The following is a 22,877-nucleotide window of genomic DNA, read 5'->3' as shown; positions in this document are numbered from 1 at the left end:
TCTTTCGTAAATTTTTTCAAGGTGAATCCCCCTTAACTCAGAGCTAGATAAGTGTCCAACTCTTGGGGGTCACTTCAGACGCAGTCCGAGGAGGCTCACCGCGCTCCCGCGGAAAGCGAGCTATTCCCCGAAGCCCCATGCACTCACCAAAAGTCTCGAAACTGAGTCTTCCACAATTGGGAGCTTTAGTGATAATAAAAAAGGATGGTGGGTACCATCCTTTTTTTGTTTCTCTTGATGTGTTTTTTCTGGTTCTCTCATTTAAGAAAGAGGGAAGTTAAGGTGTAATAGTAAGGATAGTCCTAGAAGAAAACCGTAAATGGTGTTCGTCTGGGCCGTCGCTTTCATGGCAGGCATCATTTCCAGTGGCTGCGTTTTTCCTATAAATCCCTGAATGGCTTTCGTTGCTTTTATTACACTAAAGAAGGTAATTAATGACCATAAAGGTAGTGTGCCCAAAATGATCAATACGCCTGTCCATATAAAAGCAGTTGCAAAAAGTGAACTTATGAAAACAATAGATCCTTTGTGGCCGAAAAGTATAGCCAACGTTTTTCTTCCGTTTTCGGCATCCCCGACGCGGTCTCTTATATTGTTGGCTAACAAAATGGTACCGACGAAGATGGCCACAGGAACGGAAACGATAATCACTTCAGCGGTAATAGTCAGGGTTTGTATGAAATAACTGATCCCGATAATGATGGTCCCCATGAAAAAACCTGCTGTTATTTCACCGAATGGTGTATAGGCGATCGGTAATGGGCCGCCTGTGTAAAGATAGCCGAACAGCATGGAAACCAAACCGATGACAGCAATCCACCAACTTGAAGATGCGCAAATATAAACGCCAAGTAATCCTGCAAGTATAAAGAAACTATAGGCTAACGAAAGTACGGTCTTCGGATTGATTCCGTCACGGACAATGGTTCCCCCAATCCCGACTGAATTTTCGTTATCCAGGCCTCGCTTGTAATCATAATACTCATTAAACATATTGGTAGCTGCTTGAATGAGGATAGAGGCGAGCAACATGGCTGCAAATAACCAGAAGTTGATTGTTTGTTCCATAGCAGCAAGCATTGTCCCGACAAAAACAGGGACAAAGGCAGCCGTCAGTGTGTGTGGCCGAAGCAAACGCCACCATACTTGGAAACCTTCGCGTTCATTCAAGGAAGCTTTTATGTTTTGGTTTTGAACAGAGCTCATTGGTGTTCTCTCCCTTGTCATTATACTCTTGTTATGATAACAGTTTAATTTTAGGGAAACCCTCCCGGAGTGTCAATGAATGTAAGAAAATGTTGGTTTTAAAGCAAGATTCCTTGAGTCAAGAGAAAAAAGAGAATAAAATAGAGAGTGATGCATACACACAAAAGCATCAATCGCTGTGTGTGGAGAGAGTAGATAACGTCCCTTAAAGAATGGGAGGAATATATATGCTTCATACGAAGGCCCCTCATATAGAAGAAATGGTCGGGGAAGCTCTTCAGAAAGCACATCATCTTGGGGAACCTCTTTTTATTAGTATAGTTGAACATATAGATGATCAAAACCCCTTTCAATTTTTTGAAACGGGTCAGCATATTGATCAGCACCGCTCGTTTTGGCAGAGTGCTGAAAATGATTTGACCATGGTCGGAATAGGGAAGGCCAGTCAATTGTATGCAAAAAGTAAACAACGTTTTCGTGAAGTCCAATCCCTATGGAAGCATCTGCAGGAAAATGCGATGCTGCATGACGATTACAATAAAAAAGGAACAGGAATGGTGGCTCTTGGCGGCTTCAGTTTCGATCCTGAACAAAAAGAGGATACACCATGGGAATCTTTTCCTGACAGTAAAATGACGATTCCTGCTTTTCTGTTAACGAAAGTGGATGGGGAAACATATTTAACCATCAATGCATTGATTTTTCCGGAAGATCATCAGCAGCAGATCGCTCATCAAATACAAGATCACCGGGACCTTCTTCTTAACGAAGGAGAGGTGTCCGGTTCGTTGCCTGTCATTGATCAGACCTTTGAGGTTGCTCCTGAGGCTTGGAAAGAATCGGTGAAGAAAGCGACGGATGATATTACAGCAGGGTTGATGGAGAAAGTCGTCCTTGCAAGAGAACTCCGCGTCACGTTCAAAGAGGATGTGCAGATCGCGGCTGTTTTAAAAGCTCTGGCTGATACTCAGCCAAACAGCTATATTTTCTGTTATGAAAGTGAAGGGGATCACTTTATTGGTGCGACTCCAGAGAGACTTGCAAAAGTGGAAGACCGTGAACTTGTGTCTACGTGTCTTGCAGGAACAATCCCTCGTGGTAGGACCGAGCAGGAAGATCTCAAGCTGGGGGAAGAATTGCTTGGAGACCCTAAAAATCTTCAAGAGCATCAATTTGTAGTGGAAATGATTAAAGAAGCGGTAGAAGCATGCAGCAGTCAAGTAGAAGTACCGAATGGACCTGTCCTTTATCCGCTCCGGAACCTGCAGCATTTGTACACACCAGTGAGAGCCGTATTGGATCAAGGCTACACATTGCTTGACGTGATTGAAAAGCTGCATCCGACTCCGGCTCTCGGCGGGATGCCGCAGCGAGTTTCAGTCGAGTACATTCGTACACATGAAACGTTGAATAGAGGCTGGTATGCTGGGCCAATCGGTTGGTTTGATGCCCAGGATAACGGTGAGTTTGCAGTAGCGATCCGTTCCGCTCTCATTCAGCAAAAGGAAGCTTCTTTGTTTGCTGGGTGTGGAGTAGTCGAAGATTCCGATCCTGAAGCGGAATATGCAGAAACGGCGGTCAAACTAAAACCGATGATGAATGTATTGGGAGGATCAGAATGGGACATGTAGAAGCATTAACGAAATATGTGACTCATTTTGTAGACCAACTCGTGTTCTCGGGTGTCGAACATGTCGTCATATCACCAGGTTCGAGGTCTACGCCCCTCGCCATGACTTTTGCTGAGCATTCCGGGGTGAATCACTGGGTTCACCTTGATGAACGCTCAGCTGCTTTTTTTGCTTTGGGGATAGCTAAGCAAGAACAAAAGCCAGTAGCACTCGTTTGTACGTCTGGAACGGCAGCTGCGAACTATTATCCTGCAATTGTCGAGGCTTTCTACAGTAGAGTACCTCTCGTAGTGTTGACCGCTGACAGGCCGCATGAGTTGAGAGAAGTCGGTGCGCCTCAAGCCATTAATCAAATCCAAATGTATGGTAGTTATGTTAAATGGTATCAGGATCTAGCGTTGCCAGAAGAAAACAACTTTCATTATGCGAGGCAACAGGCGGCAAGAGCGATGGAAGAGGCAATTTCCGGGCAGGGTCCTGTACATCTGAATATTCCATTTCGCGAACCGTTAATTCCAGACTTCCAGTTGGAAGAGGCATGGCGTGGAAGCGTCCAGCCAATTCCAAGAGCTCAGAGAGGAAGTTTAGCGATGCCGGACGATCAGGTAAAGTCATTATTTGAACAGCTGGCTCAAGGAGAGAATGGGTTACTGGTTGTAGGTCCACAAACGGATTCACGCTTAGCTGAGGCAGTTACACACCTCGCCTCTCGTCTCGGAGTTCCTGTATTTGCTGATCCTTTATCCCAGCTTCGTACAGGAAGCCATGATAAGAGGAATATCATTGAAAATTACGATGCTCTGCTTAAGTCACAAACAATTAAGGGTCAAATCGTGCCTGATTACATCGTACGGTTCGGAGCGATGCCTGTATCCAAAGCGTACTTGAAATGGATCCAGGAATACAAAGAACAGATCGATCATTATGTTGTGGATGATCAGCAGGAATTTCGTGAGCCGGCAGGCATCGGGGCGACATTCATTTGGAGTGAGCCTGTCCAATTGTGTGAGAGCCTGTCCGATTTTATGCCTGATGGGAACGTAGAAACCTCATGGCTTTCCACGTGGCAGCAGATGAATGTTTTAGCGAAAAATGAAATGCTATTTGAACCTGGGTATTCGCTCAATGAAGGGCATGCGGTCGCTTATTTGGCAGACACGATGCCGGATGATTCCAACTTCTTTGTGGGCAACAGTATGCCGATCAGGGATGTCGATAGTTTCTTCATGGCTTCACCAAAAAATGTCCAGCTAATGGCGAATCGAGGAGCAAATGGCATCGATGGCGTGATCAGTACAGCGATTGGAACAGCTGCTACAGGCAAACATACAACGCTATTGTTAGGAGATATCTCCTTCTATCATGACTTGAATGGGCTTTGGATGGCAAAGAATAAGAAGATTCCATTGACCATCGTTGTAATTAATAATGATGGAGGAGGCATATTTTCCTATCTGCCTCAATCCAAACATCCTGATCACTTTGAAGAGCTCTTTGGTACTCCTTTAGGTCTAGATCTAGGTCCTGTCATCGGGATGTATGGAGGCACACACAGAAAAGTGACGACTTGGGAATCTTACAAACGGGCCTTAGTAGAAAGTTATGAAAGTCCAGGGCTAAACGTCGTCGAAGTGGTGACGAACCGTGACGATCATGTAGCCTTTCATAGAGAGCGTTGGGCGAATGTGGAAAAAGCGGTTTTGGAATGGAGCGGGAGTTTATGAGGATGAAGGTGAACGGAAGAGAATATTGGGTCGAGGATGAAGGGGAAGGGCAAGCCCTCCTCCTGCTCCACGGTTTTACGGGCCGCACTTCAACTTTTGACTCCATTACTTCCCGTTTTGAAAAACCTTTTCGCTTATTAAAAGTGGATTTGCCAGGTCACGGAAGGACAGGCTCGATTGGTATTGTAACGATGGAACGTTTTTGTCGGGACCTCAAAGCTATTCTTGATCAGCTGGGATTAGAAAAGGTGTCCTTGCTTGGTTATTCCTTGGGTGGAAGAACAGCTCTATCATTTGCTATGCTTTACCCTGAATATGTCGATCGATTAATACTCGAAAGTGCTTCTCCAGGTTTACCTACAACCGAAGAACAGCTGGCGAGACAAGCAAAAGATAAAGGATTGTCGGAAAAATTGATGGAAGAAGGAGTCGAATCGTTCGTAGACTTCTGGGAAAGCCTCCCACTCTTTGATTCGCACCAATCCCTTCCTGATGATGTGGAAAAAGCGTTGAGAGAAGAACGTTTAAGTCAGACGGCTAATGGTCTTTCTGAATCGCTTCTCGGTATGGGAACAGGTCATCAGCCTTCCTGGTGGGATCAGCTATCCTCCCTCAAGTGCCCGGTCTTATTAGTGACAGGAGAGGAAGACGAGAAGTTCCGAAACATCAATAGGGATATGGCTGAACGCTTCACTAGAGCCACTCATCGGGTGGTCGAAAATGCTGGTCATACCGTCCACCTTGAGAATCCTGGGATTTTTGCTAAAATTGTAGATGGCTTCATGATAAAATGAAAATTGTGAGAAAGCGTTTTTTCATGAGGAATATAGGAACTGAATGTAGAAAAAGGAGGAAATACTATGTCTTTTGATTGGGTTAGTGAACGCGAATACGAAGATATTATGTACGAGAGATTTGAAGGGATTGCTAAAATCACGATCAACCGTCCGGAAGTTCGTAATGCCTTCCGTCCGCAAACGGTACATGAGTTAATTGATGCTTTTGCTTATGCTCGCGATGACTCCAGAATTGGAGTTATTGTTCTTGCAGGAGCTGGCGATGATGCTTTCTGTGCTGGTGGAGATCAGAAAGTACGCGGCCACGGAGGGTATGTAGGTGATGACCATATCCCTCGTTTGAATGTACTTGATTTGCAACGTTTGATCCGTGTGATTCCAAAACCAGTGGTAGCGATGGTTTCCGGTTATGCAATCGGTGGTGGACATGTATTACATATCGTTTGCGATTTAACGATTGCTGCTGATAACGCCATCTTCGGCCAGACAGGACCAAAAGTGGGAAGCTTCGATGCTGGTTATGGTGCAGGATTGCTTGCACGTATCGTCGGTCATAAGAAAGCCCGTGAAATTTGGTACTTGTGCCGTCAGTACTCTGCAAGAGAAGCGGAAGAAATGGGACTAGTAAACACAGTTGTACCATTGGAAGATCTTGAAGCTGAAACCGTACAATGGGGTCGTGAAATGCTTGAGAAGTCTCCGACTGCTTTACGTTTCTTGAAGGCTTCTTTCAATGCAGATACAGACGGTTTAGCTGGTCTTCAACAAATGGGTGGAGACGCCACATTGTTGTACTACACAACAGAGGAAGCCAAAGAAGGACGCGACGCCTTCAAGGAGAAAAGAAAGCCTGACTTCGATCAGTTCCCTCGTTTTCCTTGATTCGTCTCTATATATGAAACCATGTGTGAAGGGGCATCCTGTAGAAAGGATGGCCCCTTTTATGATTCGAGCGTTAGAATAACAGAACTAAGTAAAGGAAGGGTTGTAATGGGCGAACGTATTCCTCATTGGTTAGATAAACAGGCGGCGTTAAATCCGCAGCGTACGGCGATTGAAACATCAGATGGTGGGAGCATCAGTTTTTCTGAACTAAGGGAAAGAAGCCGTGGAATGGCCCATGCTCTTATGGGAAATGGGGTGAAACAGGACGACCATGTAGCCTTACTAGCAAGCAACAGTTCCACGTACGCCGTTTTCATTCACGCCGTCAGCTATGTCGGGGCGGTAGCCGTTCTTTTGAACACGAGGCTGACCCCGGCGGAAATTGCGTACCAGCTTGAAGATGCTCATGTATCACATTTTTATGCTGATGGACACCACTTACAGGTGGCAACAGAGTCGGTAAGAGAGATGAATCTTGATGTGCGTACACTTGAACATGTAGAAGAGAAGAAAGAAAGTCTTCACCAACTTCAAACAGACCTCGACCTCGATGACGTTTATACGATGATGTACACCTCAGGAACGACAGGAAATCCGAAGGCCGTCATGCATACGTATGGAAACCATTGGCACAGTGCCGTCGCCTCTGCATTAAATTTAGGAGTCCAGGAAAAGGACAAGTGGTTGAACTGTTTACCTTTATTTCATGTTGGTGGCTTTTCGATCTTAATGAAGAGTGTCGTTTACGGCATGCCGATCATGCTATTTGAAAAATTCGATGCTCGAAAGGTTCATAAAGCTATTATGGATAAAGCAATTACCCATGTGTCTGTCGTGACCGTTATGCTGCAGCGATTGCTCGAGGTGCTTGAAGATGGTACGTATCCAGACCACTTCCGCTGCATGCTTCTAGGTGGAGGGCCTGTTCCTGAAGTTATGCTGAAAAAGACATCTGCAAAAGGAATACCCGTTTTCCAAACCTATGGGATGACAGAGACTTCCTCTCAAATCGCCACTCTCAGTCCGGAATTCGCTTTCTCCAAACTAGGTTCAGCAGGAAAAGCCTTAAGCCCTGCGCATTTGTATATAGACAGCACGGAAAGAGGGGAAGTTGGTGAAATTATCGTTCGTGGTCCGATGGTATCAAAAGGGTACTACAACCGGCCGGAAAGAGAGGGCGCGTACTTGCGGACGGGGGATCTCGGATTTGAAGATGAAGATGGATTTTTGTATGTCGTTGACCGAGTGAAAGACGTGATCATTTCAGGGGGGGAAAACATTTATCCTGCAGAGGTCGAGAGCGTGTTATCATCCTTGCCGGGTGTACGGGAAGCCGGTGTGACCGGTCGTTTCGATGAACATTGGGGAGAGGTTCCTGCAGCGTATATTGTAGCTGAAGATGGGGCCGGTCTGACGGAAAAGGAAGTGCTGGACTGGTGTAGGAAGCATTTGGCAAAGTATAAATGTCCGAAAGAAGTTCATTGGATCGAAGAACTCCCGAGAAATGCCTCGAACAAACTATTACGAAGACATTTGTCATCCTATTCCATGCAAGGAGGAGACGAATGAGAATCCAATCAGTTGGTTTAAGAAAAGTTTCCCTTCCACTCAAAGTTCCATTCGTTACTCACCAATTTGAACTGAAAGAACGTCCTCTTATCATTATAGAAGTAAAAGATGATGCAGGACGCATAGGTTACGGGGAAGTGACGGCATTTCCTGACCCTTTTTACACCTATGAAACGATAAATACAGCTTGGCATATTCTTGAGGATTACTTGATTCCTTTCCTTTTAAAAAATGGAGCGGAGCACCCTTCTGATTTTGCAGAAGAAAGTAAGGGAGTGCAAGGTCATCCGATGGCAAAAGCGGGACTGGAAGCTGCTCTATGGGATCTATATGGAAAACAAGCAGAAAAAAGCCTTGCCGATCTCCTTGGAGGTACCCGCTCATTCGTAAGTGCGGGGGCAGTGATCAGCCTGGGGGATTCAGTAGAAAAAGATGTGTCCATGCTGAAGGAAGAAGGTTTTCAGAGATATAAATTGAAAGTTGTGAAGGGAAGAGAAAAGGAAGCGATTGAAACCATACAACAAATCGACCCGGACCTTCCGATCATGATTGATGCCAATGGTCAATATAATCCAGAGGATATGAGTCATCTACGTTCGATAGATGATTATGGGTTAACAATGATTGAACAGCCTTTTGCGGCAGGAGACTTTTATTGGCATAAAAAGCTCCAAAAGGAAATGAAGACCCCGATTTGTTTGGATGAGTCCATCATGTCTTTTCACGATGCCGTCCAAGCGGTTGAACTGGAGAGTTGTCAAATCATCAACATAAAAATCAGTCGAGTCGGCGGGTTGACAGCAGCGATACAAATCCATGACTTCTGTCAATCGCGGGGAATTCCTGTATGGTGCGGCGGGATGGTGGAATCAGGCATTTCCAAAGCACATAACCTTGCGTTAGCTTCCCTACCAAACTTTACGATTCCAGGCGATTTGTCTGGTTCGACAAGGTATTTTCATAAAGACCTTGTACACCCTGAGATTGTAATGCACGAAGGATCCATTGAGGTTCCAAAGAAGACGGGAATGGGATTAAATGTGGATGAGGAATATCTGGAAGAAGTAACACTTGCTTATGAGACGTTTCATGAATTTTTCCATCTGTAATAGGTTTCCCTTCCGTGGTTCACACTAAGGAAGAGGAGGGTGAATGATGGAAAAGGATAAGTATTATATCAATATGGGAACAAGGGAAATTTCTTTAAATCACGATGGGAACAATGATGATTTCACGATTTACGCGACAGAGGAAGAAGTTAAAGCCCTTAGGGAAGTGTTCGATGAGATCTATAATGCGGATGCTGAATCTTTCTGGCGGTCTCATGTTCCGTTTAATCCCTATCATAATGATCAGGCGAACGATGAAGCGGATCTCGATATGAAAAAAGCGTTTCAAAAGATTTATGATCTTGGAGATGAAACGACTAAACATCATATCACGGAGATGGGCGTATTGAATGAATAATTGAACCGCTTCTTGAAAAAGAAGCGGTTCTGTATGCTGCATCAGAATAAACCAGGCATATCTTCCATTTCCTCTGCTTGATTAAGGATGTTCTGTGGTACGACAATCTCTTCAATTTCGTTAAAACGGCTGAATTCACTGTATATGGATTGCTTTAACTCGACTTGTTCTCCATCTTCCTCAATTTCAAGGTTCATATCCAGATGGAACATTTCAGGATAGTATGTGTCTTGATCAATTTTCATCGTGTATTCGAGGTCATTTACAGTCAAGCCTTCTAACAACTTCTCTGGTAATTGACCGGAAGGGAGAGTTTCTTTTAGCGAATCTTCCATGAGCTTTTGTACATTTTCTCCTTCCGATTGGAACGTTAAAATATAATGACCTTCTTCAGACGTTAATTGAAAATCTTCCGTATATTCTTCTAGAAATTCCATTTGTTCTGCTGGTGTTTGACTATTCACGTTTAGGGCTTGAAGTTGTTCGAGGACTTTCTCGGGTGCTTTCACCCACCCGTCACCTGCAGGGTTTGTCATGTACAAGCCTTTGTCTGTATAGTATTGCTCTGTTGTCTGTCCCATAGATTCAATGGTCTGGTGAAAAGCCATAGGCTCAACTTGATGAACAGCATCGATGGTGGATTGGATGGGGATCCCACCTTCTGGAAGTCCGTTGTTTCCTTGCTTGCCCATCTTTATGACTTGTTCAGTCTCGGTTTTAACAGCATAACTTTGTAAGTCTTTGTTAACTTCAGAAGCTTCCGACATAATTTTTTCAATTTTGCTGCCTTCTGCACTGCCACAAGCACTTAGCAAAAGAATCAAAAACAGACTGACCATTGCTACATAGGTTCGCTTAGCCATTATTGCTCTCCTCTCTTTTTCTGCTTTCTGTCTTGTACGAATGATAAGGATCGATCGTTTCATGTTTCTGTATATTTTTACAAATTATTCAGGAAAGAGAGAAGTTTGTCTGCTGACCGGTTTGTATTTAGCGCGGCTTGTGGTACGATTTAAACAGGTGAAAGACAGAACGTATATCAAGGATTAAAGGCAGTTGAGCAGACATGAAAACATTTTATGATTATTACCACAACCCTGTCCGGTTATCTTTTGAGAATCATCCTTTTTCCGAGACACCGAAACACGTGTGGGTGATATGCCGATACAAGGACCAATGGCTGCTCACCAAACATAAAGATCGTGGTCTCGAATTTCCAGGTGGAAAAGTGGAAGAGGGAGAATCAGCGGAAGACGCCGCTGTTCGAGAAGTCAGAGAAGAGACAGGAGCCGTTATTTCTTATTTATCCTACATTGGTCAGTATCATGTAGAAGGTAAAGGGGGGACGGTCATTAAAAACGTGTATTTTGCAATGATTGACTCAATCGATGATCAGGATCATTATTTTGAGACGCACGGACCTGTATTGTTCCGTCACCTCCCGCGTAATTTAAAATCGAATGATCGTTTCAGCTTTATGATGAAAGATGAAGTGTTGCCGGAGTGCTTGAAAAAGGTAGAAAAGTTCAACTAAACTTTTCTACCTTTTTTCTTATGTTTATTCAGCTTTCTGGCAGGATTCTTGAAGACTTGATTTTGAGATGTTTCGGTGTTCGTTGCTGAGTTGAGCGTCAGGGGTGGCTGGGAAGCTACTCGCTTTCCTGTGGGGGAGCGCCGAGCTTCCTCGGGCGGGCTGCTGCACTAAGGGATCTCGCCTATCTCCTTCTCCCACGGGAGTCTCGCAGCTTCCCAACCACCCCATTCGATGAATGTGAGAGACGAACTCCTTTGCCCAGAGCGACTGCCTTCCACTATCCCGCTGTTATATGTATAAAGCGCTCTATATCAAGCTTGAAGGATTCAAATACATAGCCTGGGAGTTCAATTCTCGCACTTCCATCAAGATGGAAAGCCGCTTATTCTGGAAGTGGTTTCGAGATACTCTTATGGTCAAGGAGCGGAGGGAAACGGTGAGACTCCTATGGGGTGTGCGGGACAGCTGAGACCCCGGAAGGCGTAGCCTGAGGAGGCTCAGCGCCCGCCCCATGGAAAGCGAACCTTTTCCCGGAGCCCCTAAACTCACACAAACATCTCGAAACTGAGTCTTCAAGAAAAGGGAGCGTATATGGTGTTAGGTGGAGGGTATAGAGAAGGCCCCGCTGGGATGCCCAGCGGGGCCTTCTTTTATATGAGGAGATGAGGAAACAATTGTTATGACCTGTGGTAGGTCGGTCCTGCTTTTTTGATATCTTCGCTTGCATATGTGAACTTCTTGAAGTTTTCATGAAACTTGCTGGCCAAAGATTTGGCACTTTGATCATATGCATCAGCGTCTGCCCATGTTTTTCTAGGAAATAATACTTCATCTGGGACACCAGGGCAGTGTGTAGGAATATTCAAGCCAAAAAATGGATCTTGATAAGTGTCCGCAGAGCTTAACTCTCCCTCAAGTGCAGCATGAATCATGGAGCGTGTATAGGACAATTTAATTCGTTGCCCTTCTCCGTAAGATCCTCCTGACCACCCTGTGTTGACCAAATAAACGTCTGCATTAAATTGGTCAATCTTTTCTCCAAGCATCTCTGCATAAGTGGAAGGCGGGAGAGGGAGGAATGGTGAACCGAAGCAGGCAGAAAAAGTAGCTTGTGGTTCTGTGATTCCTCGTTCAGTTCCTGCTAGTTTACTCGTATATCCACTCAAGAAATGGTACATCGCCTGCTCTTTTGTCAATTTACTGATCGGTGGAAGGACACCTGTTGCGTCAGCCGTTAAAAAGATGATGGCATTCGGATGACCGGCGATACTTGGTTGTACAGTGTTGTCGATATGCTCTAATGGATAAGCCGCTCGTGTATTCTCAGTGAGACTTGTGTCATTGTAGTCGGGCTGGTGGGTTTGTGGGTCCAACACGACGTTTTCTAGGACTGAGCCGAAGTGGATGGCGTCAAAGATTTGGGGTTCTTTTTCTTGAGAAAGGTTGATACATTTTGCGTAACACCCACCCTCAATATTAAAAATCCCGTAGTTTGACCATGCATGTTCATCATCACCAATCAACCTACGTTGTGGATCTGCTGACAATGTCGTCTTCCCTGTACCTGAAAGGCCGAAGAATAAAGCCACATCTCCTTCTTTACCTACGTTCGCTGAGCAGTGCATAGGGAGAACGTTCTTCTCAGGAAGGATATAGTTCATGACTGAAAAGATGGACTTTTTAATTTCTCCTGCATATTCCGTGCCGCCGATTAAAACGATACGGTGTTTAAAAGAAATCATGATGAAAGCTTCTGAGTTTGTTCCATCGATTTGCGGATCAGCTTTGAAGGTTGGGGCTGATACGACAGTAAACTCCGCCTCATGATCTTCTATCTCTTGTTCATCCGGTCGAATGAACATTTGTTGTGCGAACAAGTTGTGCCAGGCGAACTCTGTAAGTACTTGAAGAGGAAGGCGCTGCTTTTCATCTGCCCCAGCATAGCCTTTAAAGACAAACAGTTCATTCCGTTCTTTTAAATAATCCAGTACTTTATGATAGAGTTTTACAAACGTTTGATCATCTATGGGCTGGTTGACAGCTCCCCAGTGGACTTTATCTCGTGTTACATCATCCTGGACGATGAATTTATCTTTCGGAGATCTACCAGTATAAGTACCCGTCGTTGCCTGGATGGCCCCTTTTTCTGTCAGGGTACCTTCATTACGGTATAAAATCTTTTCCACTAAGTGTGGAACAGATAGCTGATGGTGGACATGTTCTTGGGCAAGTAAAAGATTCAGTTCAGACATTTGATTAATGGTACTCATATGTGTCGACCCGCCTTTGCAATTAATTATGATCAACCTAATGTGAGATTAGTATAACACATTGAATTCTTTAGTCCATACTATACGTGAAAAAGCTTACATTTTATTTATTCAGAAAAATCACACTTCAAACACCCTCTTTTGTTCAACAATCTGGCAGAATTCTTGAAGACTCAGTTTCGAGACTTGTGTTGCGTGGATAGGGACTGCGGGGAATGAGTCGCTTTCCGCGGGAGCGCGGTGAGTCTCCTCGGACTGCGTCCTGTGGGGTCTCACCATGCACTTTTTTCCTCTTCAATATCCGGTTCCGGCGCCTAGCGGCTAGTGAGACTTCCCTCGCTTCTGTACGATAAGTCAACATCGAATCACTCCGTTCTTCGTGTTTCCTTTATCTCCGCCAGCTCAGTCCAGTCCATACGCCGCTGATCGAGGCGCCTGCACACTTAAGGTAGGAGTCTCCCCATTCCCCTCCGCCATGTAAGTGTCTCGAAACCACTTCTCGGAAACTCTGATTGTATGCTGAAGTGAATCGGATAATATAACCTATCTCCAGTGGTCACTTCGAACAGGAGAGGTTGATGTAGAGCTATTCTTCCTTCTAACAGTGGGGTAGTGGAAGACAGTCCTTCTTGATGAAAGGGTTCGTTTCTCACTTTATCGAATGGGGTGGTTGGGAAGCTGCGAGACTCCCGTGGGAGAAAGGAGATCGGCGAGATCCCGCAGGACGTAGTCCGAGGAAGCTCGCCATCCCCCACAGGAAAGCGAGTAGCTTCCCAGCCACCCCTGACGCCCCACCCGGCAACGAACCAAAGAAACATCTCGAAACTGAGTCTTCCACAATCGGGAGCTTATATGGAATAGCAAGTTTTGTTCTTTTATTGAAAAAAGTGTTCTAATAATATATGTGTATTTCTTTCAAACGTTTACTGGGTTAGGAATAGGTTTTGAAAGAGGTGGAATTCAATTGACATTAAATAAGGTTTTCGATACGATAACGGAGAACGGATACTCTCTTATCCAGAGTTGGTGGAGGGACAGGCCCTTTGAAACCCAGCAACCGTCATGGACATGACACGGTGCTAACCTGAAGCAAGGAGGACATGCTCCTTGGACGATAAGAGCGAAAGGAAGCAGCCCCTTTCCTCGAATAGGAAAGGTTTTTTCTTTTTATAAGGCTTTTTTCCAAACAGGGGGATGAGAACGATCCATCACCTCAATAAGAACAGAGCCTTTAATGAAGAAATATATTCGAACAGGGTAACCTGTAGATATTCCTATGTAAATGCTCCATTGGTTGTGAAAAGAGGCAACATGAACATATATGAAACTTATAAAAGTTTCTACACATACTGGTAAAGAGTTCCGTCTAATACTTTGTACTTACAGAAGGAGGAGTTTTTAAGAATGCCTGCAAACCGCCGGTTATTCACATCAGAATCTGTTACCGAGGGACATCCGGACAAAATTTGTGACCAGATTTCTGATGCGATTTTAGATGAAATTTTAAAAAACGACCCCAACGCGAGGGTTGCATGTGAGACAACAGTGACAACGGGACTTGTATTAGTTTCTGGTGAGATTAGTACAAATACTTATGTGGATATTCCATCCATCGTCCGTCAGACGATTAAAGATATCGGTTATACTCGTGCGAAGTACGGGTTTGATGCAGATACATGTGCGGTCCTGACAGCGATTGATGAACAATCTCCTGATATCGCAGGAGGCGTGGACGTTGCTCTTGAATCCCGTGAAGGGAAAATGAGTGATGATGAAATTGAATCGATTGGTGCAGGAGACCAGGGATTGATGTTTGGTTTTGCTAATAATGAAACCAAAGAATTGATGCCTCTGCCAATCTCCTTAGCTCATAAACTCTCTAAACGTCTATCTGATGTTAGAAATGATGGCACGCTCGATTATCTTCGTCCAGATGGAAAAACACAAGTGACAGTAGAGTACGACGAGAACGATCAACCTGTCCGCGTGGATACAATCGTTATTTCTACCCAGCATGCGGAAGAAGTGACGCTGCAACAAATCCAGGCAGATTTGAAAAAATATGTGATCGAGCCGATTGTGCCTGAAGGATATATTGATGAACAAACGAAATACTTTATTAACCCGACCGGACGCTTCGTCATTGGAGGTCCACAAGGTGACGCCGGGCTAACCGGAAGAAAGATCATCGTGGACACGTATGGTGGCTATGCTCGTCATGGCGGGGGAGCTTTCAGTGGTAAGGACGCTACGAAAGTGGACCGTTCTGCTGCTTATGCTGCTCGGTATGTTGCGAAAAATATCGTAGCTGCTGGACTGGCGGATTCAGTAGAAGTTCAGCTTGCTTATGCCATCGGTGTGGCGCAGCCTGTTTCTATTGCCATTAATACAAATGGAACAGGTACTGTTTCTGAGGAGCAGTTAGTAGAAGCTGTACGTGAACTATTCGACTTACGTCCAGCCGGCATCATCAAGATGTTAGATCTGCGCCGTCCTATTTATCGCCAAACGGCTGCTTATGGTCATTTTGGACGTACAGATGTGGAGTTCCCTTGGGAGCGCACAGATAAAGCGGAAGAATTGAAGGCACGCTGTCAATAAGGAAAAAACCGTTCCAAACTTTGGTTTGGAACGGTTTTTTAGCTTTAAAATGAACGGTTTGTAAACTCATGATCCTCGTATTTCTTTATAATATTGCCCTTTTTCTACATAACTCTTTCTTATCCGGTTCAGTTCTTTTATGTCTTCTTCATTCAGTTCTCTTATGACTTTGGCCGGACGACCGAAAGCGAGAGTATTTGGTGGAATCACTTTCCCAGGGGGGACAAGGCTCCCGGCTCCGATAAAAGCTTGTTCTCCAATAACAGCGCCATCCAAAATAAGAGATCCCATGCCGATCAGAGCGTTTTCTTTTATATGGGCAGAATGGAGAGTGACTTGATGGCCGACGGTTACCCCATCTTCAATGATTAAAGGCTTGTCTGGACTCTGGTGTAAGAGGCTTAAATCTTGAATATTCGTGTTCTTACCAATATGTACGGGAGCAACATCTCCTCTAATCACGGTCTTAAACCAAACACTGGCTTTTTCTTGAATGGTTACATCCCCAGTAATCACCGCATCTTCTGCAACATAGGCGCTTGGGTGAATGTCAGGTACCTTTCCTTTATATTCGCAAATCATGAAAAACCCCCTTATACTATTACTATTGATAGTATAGCAGAAGAAAAGAGGGAGATGCTGTGAAGAAAGTAGAATCAGTCAATGATCGTGCTACGGTTGTGCTCGTTCATGGAGCCTTTGAACATTCAGGGCGGTATCATGAACTGGTCGACCAACTACAAAAGGATGAGTACTCTGTTATTTACGGCGATCTGCCAGGTCAGGGGCGTTCTTCAGGAAAGAGTGGGCACATCCGTTCTTTTCAGGATTATGTCAATACCATTATGATGTGGATCCAACAGGCGGACCCCGATAAGAAAATATTTTTAATGGGTCATAGTATGGGAGGCCTTGCGGTTGTGAGGACGATGGAAATTGCTCAACCAAAGGTGGATGGCGTCATTCTCTCTTCTCCTGCACTGGGACTTCTGAAAAAAGCGAGTCTGCCCATGGAAGTCGTGTCGTATGTTTTAAACACTTTTTTTCCATCATTAAGAATCAAGGCTCCGCAAGATCCCGAATATATCACACGTGATAAGGATAAAATTATAGAGTTTCAACAAGATCCTTTGATTATTGATAAAGTTTCTGTTCGCTGGTATCGTGAATTTCAAAAAGCGACGAGAGAAGCGTTCTCTGATATTCAACGCTTTCCTGATATCCCATTATTACTGATGCAGGCCGAAGACGATTATATGGTGAAAATAGAGAAGACAGCTGAATGGTTTGACCGAGTTCAAATAAAAGAAAAAAGATATAAACAATGGCCGGGTCTTTATCATGAAATTTATAATGAGCCGGAATGGAAAGATGTCTATCAACATACGTATTCCTTTTTAGAGGATCATCTAAAGTAAACGGGCAAGGAGGATTTCTTTTGACACGTGCAGTCCCAGGCAACGCCATTCTTTTGATGTACAGAGTGTATCGAAATGTTTTTCCTGCTGTTCACAATGAATTGTCTTACTGGATTGAAAGGGCGAAATTGATTCCTGACGAAGAACTCAGAAGTCAAGCATTGGCGAGTATCGAAGAAAAAACGTTTCACTGTGAAGGGGGATCTATTTATTCTGTTCTCTCCCGTGGCAACGATAAACAGGCCATTCGCTTCATCGTTGCTTATCAAACCATCAGTGACTACTTGGACAACCTTTGTGACCGGAGCACCTCCATGGACCCTGACGATTTCCGCATGCTGCATGAATCCATGATCGACGCCTTGACACCAGGTAACCCATTACAAGATTATTATCAATATCGTGAGGAGCAGGATGATGGAGGATACCTCCATGACCTTGTGAAAACGTGTCAACAAGTCCTTTCCGAGGCGGAAGACTATCACACCGTCAAGAAACAAGCGATAAAGTTAGGTAAGTTATATGGTGATCTGCAAGTTCATAAGCATGTAATCGAAAATGAGAGAATTCCAAGACTACAAAATTGGTTCAAGCGCTATCAAAAAGAATGGCCAGAGCTTAGCTGGTATGAATTTTCGGCATGTACCGGATCTACACTAGGAATTTTTTGTCTTGTTTCCTATACGTTGAGTGGAAAGATGGATGCAACGTTATCCAATCAAATTGAAAGAAGTTACTTTCCATATATGCAAGGATTACATATCTTGCTTGATTACTACATTGATCAAGAAGAAGATGAAAAAGAGGGAGATTTGAATTTCTGTGCGTACTACGATCATGAGGAAGAAATGAAAAATCGTTTCCGGTATTTTGTTGAAAGGACGCACGAGGAAATTCAAAGGCTTCCAGATGCACCCTTTCACCAAATGATTCATGAAGGCCTGGTTGGGATGTATTTAGCTGATCGTAAAGTAGGCAAGCTTTCAAATGCTAAAAGCTTTGTGAAAGAAATGTTGAAAGTGAGTGGCAAGAAAGCGACATTCTTTTATTACAATACAAAAATGTACCATAAATTAAAGCCTGGGCGGGAAATATAACCGACCAGGCTTTTTCTTTTCATAGGAAATTATAAAATTCAGGTGTGAACAAATGGTCCTGAGGAGCGGTGTTCGCTAGAGAGACTTGCTACTTGCGTTATCCATCCAGTCTTGCGGGAGGAAAATTGTTCTCACCACTCGTTTGGCTTATTCGTTTCGTATCTCCCGGAGTGTTTGCGCTTTGGTTCTTATGAAAGTTTCTCGATAGCTAAGATAAAAGGGGGTGTTCTCTTCTTATTGATAAATCCGTAATGAAGGACTTGATAGTGTTTGGAATCTAACTCTGACACATACTCCAGGATGGCATCTTTCTCTTCAGCTCCCCCGGGGTGACCATGATATACCACTAAAACCACCAGTCCCCCTTTTTTTAAAGTAGCTAGTACGTTTTCGACCGACTGGATCGTCCCTTCAGGCTTGGTCACCACACTTTTATCACTGCCTGGCAAATAACCTAAATTGTAAATGGCTGCGGATATGTTGTTTTGATCTTTTTCCTGTAGGTATTGTTGGACGTGTGCATGGGAATCATGGATAAGGCTTGTATGGTTTGCAAGCCCATGTTCTTTTAATCGCTCTTGGGTGTTTGAGATGGCTTTTTCCTGCACATCAAAGGCATACACATGTCCTTGCTCTCCCACAAGTTCAGCTAGAAAAGCAGTATCGTAACCGTTGCCGCACGTTCCATCTATAACGGCATCTCCAGGTTCTATCGTTTTTTTCATCAATGAATGGGCATAGTCTAAAATTCGTTCAATCGTCATGTTACATCCTCCAATAGTATTGATTTTTAGTATTGTAGCACGAATAGCCCTTTCTTGTAGATGGACGACCAGTTGGGTGGATGCCGCTTGACAAAGCTGTTTTCATTCATTAATATACGGTTATAATAGTATGACGTTGAAAAGGAGTAGTAGTGATTCTTTCAAGTGATAGAGAGGCAGCGGCTGGTGGAAGCTGTCCTTGAAAATCATGAACTCGCCTTGGATGTCGCAGAAGTGAACGAAAGTAGTTTCTGCCGGTGTGGTCGCCGTTATTGACGTCAAGTTGAACACATATGTGTTAATTTGGGTGGTACCGCGGGAATCAAGCCTCTCGTCCCATACTGGGATGAGGGGCTTTTTATATTTTTAGAGAGATTATGAGGAGGCAATGAAATGGCTTTTGATCATAAGACCATTGAAAAGAAATGGCAAAAATACTGGCTTGAAGAAAAGACGTTCAAGACAGACAGCTATTCAGACAAAGAGAAATTCTATGCATTGGATATGTTCCCTTATCCATCAGGTGCAGGTCTACACGTTGGACACCCGGAAGGATACACCGCTACAGACATTCTTTCTCGTATGAAGCGTATGCAAGGATATGAAGTGCTTCATCCGATTGGTTGGGACGCTTTCGGCCTTCCAGCAGAACAGTATGCACTGGATACAGGAAATGATCCTGAAGAATTTACAAAACAAAACATCGACACCTTCCGTCGGCAAATACAAGAACTAGGTTTCTCTTATGATTGGGATCGAGAAGTGAATACGACAGACCCTGATTATTATAAATGGACGCAATGGATCTTTTTGAAACTATATGAAAAGGGTCTGGCCTATATTGACGAAGTTGCCGTGAACTGGTGTCCTGCTCTTGGTACGGTTCTTGCCAACGAGGAAGTTATCGATGGTCGGAGTGAACGAGGAGATCACCCCGTAGAACGACGCCCGATGAAGCAGTGGATGCTGAAGATTACAGCTTATGCAGATCGTCTTCTTGAAGACTTGGAAGATTTGGATTGGCCGGAAAGCATTAAAGATATGCAAAGAAATTGGATCGGAAAGTCAGAAGGGGCAGAGGTCACTTTTGAAATTGATGGTTTTGACCAATCTTTCGATGTGTTTACCACTCGTCCAGATACATTATTCGGTGCAACTTATGCTGTTGTCGCGCCAGAACATCCACTGGTCGATGAAATCGTCACATCTGAACAGAAAGATGCCGTATCTACGTATATCGAAAAAGCTCAAAACAAGAGTGATCTTGAGCGTACGGATTTGGCTAAGGATAAATCAGGGGTATTCACGGGTTCTTATGCGATCAATCCGATCAATGGTGAAAAACTTCCAATCTGGGTAGCTGATTATGTATTGATGAGCTATGGCAGTGGTGCCATTATGGCGGTCCCTGCTCATGATGAAAGAGACTTTGAGTTCGCTCAGAAATTTGACCTTCCAATCATTCCAGTCGTAGAGGGTGGGAATGTCGAGGAAGAAGCGTACACAGGGGATGGTCCGCACATCAACTCTGACTTCTTGAACGGTCTTGGGAAAGATGAAGCGATCGAAAAAGCGATCCAATGGCTTGAAGAAAACGGTAAAGGTCAGAAACAAACGACTTACCGCCTTCGTGACTGGCTCTTCAGCCGTCAGCGTTATTGGGGTGAGCCGATTCCTGTCATCCACTGGGAAGACGGATCGATTACCGCAGTCAAAGAAGATGAACTACCTGTCGAACTTCCGAAAACGACGGAAATTAAACCATCCGGCACAGGGGAATCACCACTTGCTAATATTGATGAATGGGTCAATGTCGTGGATCCTGAAACAGGGATGAAGGGGCGCAGGGAAACGAACACGATGCCTCAATGGGCAGGTAGCTGCTGGTATTACCTGCGTTATATTGATGCGAATAATGAGGAAACGTTCGCTGATTATGAAGCATTGAAAAAATGGCTTCCGGTCGATGTGTATATTGGTGGTGCTGAGCACGCCGTTCTTCACTTGTTGTATGCACGTTTCTGGCACAAAGTCCTGTACGATGCTGGAGTCGTACCAACGAAAGAACCCTTCCAAAAGCTATTCAACCAAGGCATGATTCTTGGTGAGAATAATGAAAAAATGAGTAAGTCCAAAGGGAATGTTGTCAATCCAGATGATATCGTTTATTCTCACGGTGCAGACACCTTGAGGCTTTACGAAATGTTCATGGGACCGCTTGATGCTTCTGTCGCATGGTCTGAAAATGGCTTGGATGGGGCGCGTCGATTCCTTGATCGAGTATGGAGATTATTCGTTACCGAGGGCGAATTATCCGAGGCGGTCAAAGAAAATACTGATGATACAACGTTGGAAAAGGTCTATCATGAAACCGTTAAAAAAGTGACGGAAAACTTTGAAGCCCTTCGTTTCAATACAGGAATCTCTCAAATGATGGTCTTTATCAATGATGGGTATAAAGCAGACGTTTTACCAAAAGAGTATGTAGAAGGTTTTGTTAAACTTCTTTCTCCAGTCGCTCCACACCTTGCAGAAGAATTGTGGCAAAAGCTTGGTCACTCTGAAACGATCAGTTATCAGCCTTGGCCAACGTTTGATGAATCCAAACTTGTAGAAGATGAAGTGGAAATCGTTGTCCAGGTTATGGGTAAAGTGCGTGCGAAAATGATGGTGAATAAAGAGGCTTCCAAAGAAGATCTCGAAAAGCAAGCACTTGAAAATGCAGACGTTAAGCAGTGGTTAGAAGGAAAGACAGTTAGGAAAGTCATCGCTGTACCAGGAAAGCTAGTCAACATCGTAGCCAATTAAATGATTTGTAAGCACCCTGTTTTTATGAGCAGGGTGCTTTATTTGTTAGTGATCATATGCCTTGACTTTAATTAACAGTAAATTAAAATAAATGTGCAAACGATTAATATGGAGGGATGAAAATGAATCAAATTAAAGAGATCACGCCCCAACAAGTGGAAGAGAAAATCAACAATAATGATGACTTTACCATAATTGATGTAAGAGAAGATGAAGAAGTTTCACAAGGAATGGTACCGAATGCTAAGCATATACGTCTTGGGGATATTCCTGAAAAAATTGAGAGCCTGCCTAAAGATCAAGAGTATGTGATGATTTGCCGTTCGGGTCGCCGCAGCATGAACGCTGCCGAATTCATGAAAGAACGAGGATTCGGGAACGTACAAAACATGGAAGGCGGAATGTTGAAATGGCAGGGGGAGCTCGTTTTTTAACACAGTCGTTGATTATTATGCGGTAAGCTTCAACCAATGATATTTTTTACAACACTTCTATACCTCATACCTTAAGAGTTATGACATCTACATTAAAGCAGCCCTTTCTATATAGAAGGGGCTTTTATGTTATCCGTTTCTTAATGGCATTTGTAATTACAAAAAGAAATTCTATAAAACTATTGACGAGGAAAAGTTCACCGTGTATTATAGATACCGTTGCTTATTCAGCAGCGCACAAAACATCTCATCAAGAGATTTATTTCAACAAATTCTATGAAAGCTATTGACGATATATAGTCAATTATGCTAGAATTTGATTACTGTCGGGTAAGGCAGTATTTGATCTTTGAAAACTGAACGAACCAACCAGTACGTCAAAACATTTCTTCTTTATAGAAGAGATTTGAAACAAGCACATTCGGTGTGCAAATGAGCAAGTCAAACTTAACTTTTATGGAGAGTTTGATCCTGGCTCAGGACGAACGCTGGCGGCGTGCCTAATACATGCAAGTCGAGCGCGGGAAGCGAGTGGATCCCTTAGGGGTGAAGCTCGTGGAACGAGCGGCGGACGGGTGAGTAACACGTGGGCAACCTGCCTGTAAGATCGGAATAACCCCGGGAAACCGGGGCTAATGCCGGGTAATACTTTCTTTCGCATGAAGGAAAGTT

18 protein-coding genes, 1 rRNA gene, 1 riboswitch and 1 other annotated feature are annotated in these 22,877 nt (G+C 44.0%); of the genes, 14 read left to right on the top strand and 5 right to left on the bottom strand.

Annotation, left to right across the window (positions count from 1 at the left end; genetic code table 11):
• Positions 1 to 261: 261 nt before the first annotated feature.
• Positions 262 to 1,206, bottom strand: coding sequence for a 1,4-dihydroxy-2-naphthoate polyprenyltransferase (locus tag BLS23_RS20575; RefSeq protein WP_089654882.1), 945 nt, complete (start codon positions 1,204 to 1,206; stop codon positions 262 to 264).
• A gap of 227 nt (positions 1,207 to 1,433) precedes the next feature.
• Between BLS23_RS20575 and BLS23_RS20570 the strand changes: the two genes are divergently transcribed.
• From BLS23_RS20570 to BLS23_RS20540, 7 genes are all read left to right on the top strand, one after another.
• Positions 1,434 to 2,837, top strand: a complete 1,404-nt coding sequence (locus BLS23_RS20570) for an isochorismate synthase (protein ID WP_089654881.1) — start codon at positions 1,434 to 1,436, stop codon at positions 2,835 to 2,837.
• The gene (menD, locus tag BLS23_RS20565) at positions 2,825 to 4,561 is read left to right on the top strand and encodes a 2-succinyl-5-enolpyruvyl-6-hydroxy-3-cyclohexene-1-carboxylic-acid synthase (RefSeq protein ID WP_089654880.1); all 1,737 of its coding nucleotides are present in this window, start codon (positions 2,825 to 2,827) and stop codon (positions 4,559 to 4,561) included. Before BLS23_RS20570 ends, menD begins: the two co-directional genes overlap by 13 nt.
• Positions 4,562 to 4,563: 2 nt before the next feature.
• Entirely contained in the window at positions 4,564 to 5,355 is a 792-nt protein-coding gene (gene menH / locus BLS23_RS20560) for a 2-succinyl-6-hydroxy-2,4-cyclohexadiene-1-carboxylate synthase (RefSeq protein WP_244157290.1), read from the top strand.
• A gap of 66 nt (positions 5,356 to 5,421) precedes the next feature.
• Complete coding sequence (menB, locus tag BLS23_RS20555; protein WP_089654878.1) at positions 5,422 to 6,240, top strand: 1,4-dihydroxy-2-naphthoyl-CoA synthase; 819 nt, start codon at positions 5,422 to 5,424, stop codon at positions 6,238 to 6,240.
• Positions 6,241 to 6,348: 108 nt separating this feature from the next.
• Positions 6,349 to 7,812 carry an o-succinylbenzoate--CoA ligase gene (locus BLS23_RS20550; RefSeq protein WP_089654877.1) on the top strand — a complete coding sequence of 488 codons (1,464 nt, stop codon included), beginning with the start codon at positions 6,349 to 6,351 and terminating at the stop codon, positions 7,810 to 7,812.
• Positions 7,809 to 8,921 carry an o-succinylbenzoate synthase gene (menC, locus tag BLS23_RS20545; protein ID WP_089654876.1) on the top strand — a complete coding sequence of 371 codons (1,113 nt, stop codon included), beginning with the start codon at positions 7,809 to 7,811 and terminating at the stop codon, positions 8,919 to 8,921. The genes BLS23_RS20550 and menC overlap by 4 nt, the downstream gene beginning before the upstream one ends.
• 46 nt (positions 8,922 to 8,967) lie before the next feature.
• On the top strand, positions 8,968 to 9,279 hold the full coding sequence (locus tag BLS23_RS20540; protein WP_089654875.1) for a hydrolase: 312 nt from the start codon (positions 8,968 to 8,970) through the stop codon (positions 9,277 to 9,279).
• Between the two features lie 41 nt (positions 9,280 to 9,320).
• Here the strand turns inward: BLS23_RS20540 and BLS23_RS20535 are convergent, their stop codons facing one another.
• Positions 9,321 to 10,142, bottom strand: coding sequence for a DUF6612 family protein (locus tag BLS23_RS20535; protein WP_089654874.1), 822 nt, complete (start codon positions 10,140 to 10,142; stop codon positions 9,321 to 9,323).
• 203 nt (positions 10,143 to 10,345) lie between these two features.
• Here BLS23_RS20535 and ytkD point away from each other — a divergent pair, with 203 nt between their 5' ends.
• Positions 10,346 to 10,813: an RNA deprotection pyrophosphohydrolase gene (ytkD, locus tag BLS23_RS20530; protein WP_089654873.1), complete on the top strand. Its 468-nt coding sequence runs from the start codon at positions 10,346 to 10,348 to the stop codon at positions 10,811 to 10,813.
• A gap of 677 nt (positions 10,814 to 11,490) precedes the next feature.
• On the opposite strand, the gene pckA is transcribed toward ytkD, so the two are convergent.
• Positions 11,491 to 13,083: a phosphoenolpyruvate carboxykinase (ATP) gene (gene pckA, locus BLS23_RS20525; RefSeq protein ID WP_089654872.1), complete on the bottom strand. Its 1,593-nt coding sequence runs from the start codon at positions 13,081 to 13,083 to the stop codon at positions 11,491 to 11,493.
• Positions 13,084 to 14,093: 1,010 nt separating this feature from the next.
• A riboswitch (SAM riboswitch) is annotated at positions 14,094 to 14,204 on the top strand.
• A gap of 283 nt (positions 14,205 to 14,487) precedes the next feature.
• Between pckA and metK the strand changes: the two genes are divergently transcribed.
• Complete coding sequence (metK, locus tag BLS23_RS20515; protein ID WP_089654870.1) at positions 14,488 to 15,684, top strand: methionine adenosyltransferase; 1,197 nt, start codon at positions 14,488 to 14,490, stop codon at positions 15,682 to 15,684.
• A 66-nt stretch (positions 15,685 to 15,750) separates the two neighbouring features.
• On the opposite strand, the gene BLS23_RS20510 is transcribed toward metK, so the two are convergent.
• Positions 15,751 to 16,266 (bottom strand): gamma carbonic anhydrase, encoded by a 516-nt coding sequence (locus tag BLS23_RS20510; protein WP_089654869.1) that lies wholly within the window; start codon positions 16,264 to 16,266, stop codon positions 15,751 to 15,753.
• 59 nt (positions 16,267 to 16,325) lie between these two features.
• Here BLS23_RS20510 and BLS23_RS20505 point away from each other — a divergent pair, with 59 nt between their 5' ends.
• Positions 16,326 to 17,102 (top strand): alpha/beta hydrolase, encoded by a 777-nt coding sequence (locus BLS23_RS20505; protein WP_089654868.1) that lies wholly within the window; start codon positions 16,326 to 16,328, stop codon positions 17,100 to 17,102.
• A 20-nt stretch (positions 17,103 to 17,122) separates the two neighbouring features.
• Positions 17,123 to 18,199, top strand: a complete 1,077-nt coding sequence (locus tag BLS23_RS20500) for a tetraprenyl-beta-curcumene synthase family protein (protein ID WP_279615140.1) — start codon at positions 17,123 to 17,125, stop codon at positions 18,197 to 18,199.
• Between the two features lie 188 nt (positions 18,200 to 18,387).
• Here the strand turns inward: BLS23_RS20500 and mnmM are convergent, their stop codons facing one another.
• A complete protein-coding gene (mnmM, locus tag BLS23_RS20495) occupies positions 18,388 to 18,963 on the bottom strand; it encodes a tRNA 5-(aminomethyl)-2-thiouridylate-methyltransferase MnmM (protein WP_089654866.1) in 576 nt (191 codons plus the stop codon).
• A 127-nt stretch (positions 18,964 to 19,090) separates the two neighbouring features.
• Positions 19,091 to 19,305 (top strand) — a binding site (T-box leader).
• Positions 19,306 to 19,356: 51 nt separating this feature from the next.
• Between mnmM and leuS the strand changes: the two genes are divergently transcribed.
• The 3 genes from leuS to BLS23_RS20480 all read left to right on the top strand — a co-directional run.
• Positions 19,357 to 21,771: a leucine--tRNA ligase gene (gene leuS, locus BLS23_RS20490; RefSeq protein ID WP_089654865.1), complete on the top strand. Its 2,415-nt coding sequence runs from the start codon at positions 19,357 to 19,359 to the stop codon at positions 21,769 to 21,771.
• A 122-nt stretch (positions 21,772 to 21,893) separates the two neighbouring features.
• Positions 21,894 to 22,205 carry a rhodanese-like domain-containing protein gene (locus tag BLS23_RS20485; protein ID WP_089654864.1) on the top strand — a complete coding sequence of 104 codons (312 nt, stop codon included), beginning with the start codon at positions 21,894 to 21,896 and terminating at the stop codon, positions 22,203 to 22,205.
• A 453-nt stretch (positions 22,206 to 22,658) separates the two neighbouring features.
• Positions 22,659 to 22,877 (top strand): 16S ribosomal RNA (locus tag BLS23_RS20480); the annotation flags it as partial.

It is taken from the genome of Halobacillus aidingensis, from assembly GCF_900104185.1.
Lineage (GTDB): Bacteria > Bacillota > Bacilli > Bacillales > Halobacillaceae > Halobacillus > Halobacillus aidingensis.
The sequence above is the reverse complement of the archived record's forward strand: the minus strand, read 5'-3'. Positions and strand labels throughout refer to the sequence as shown.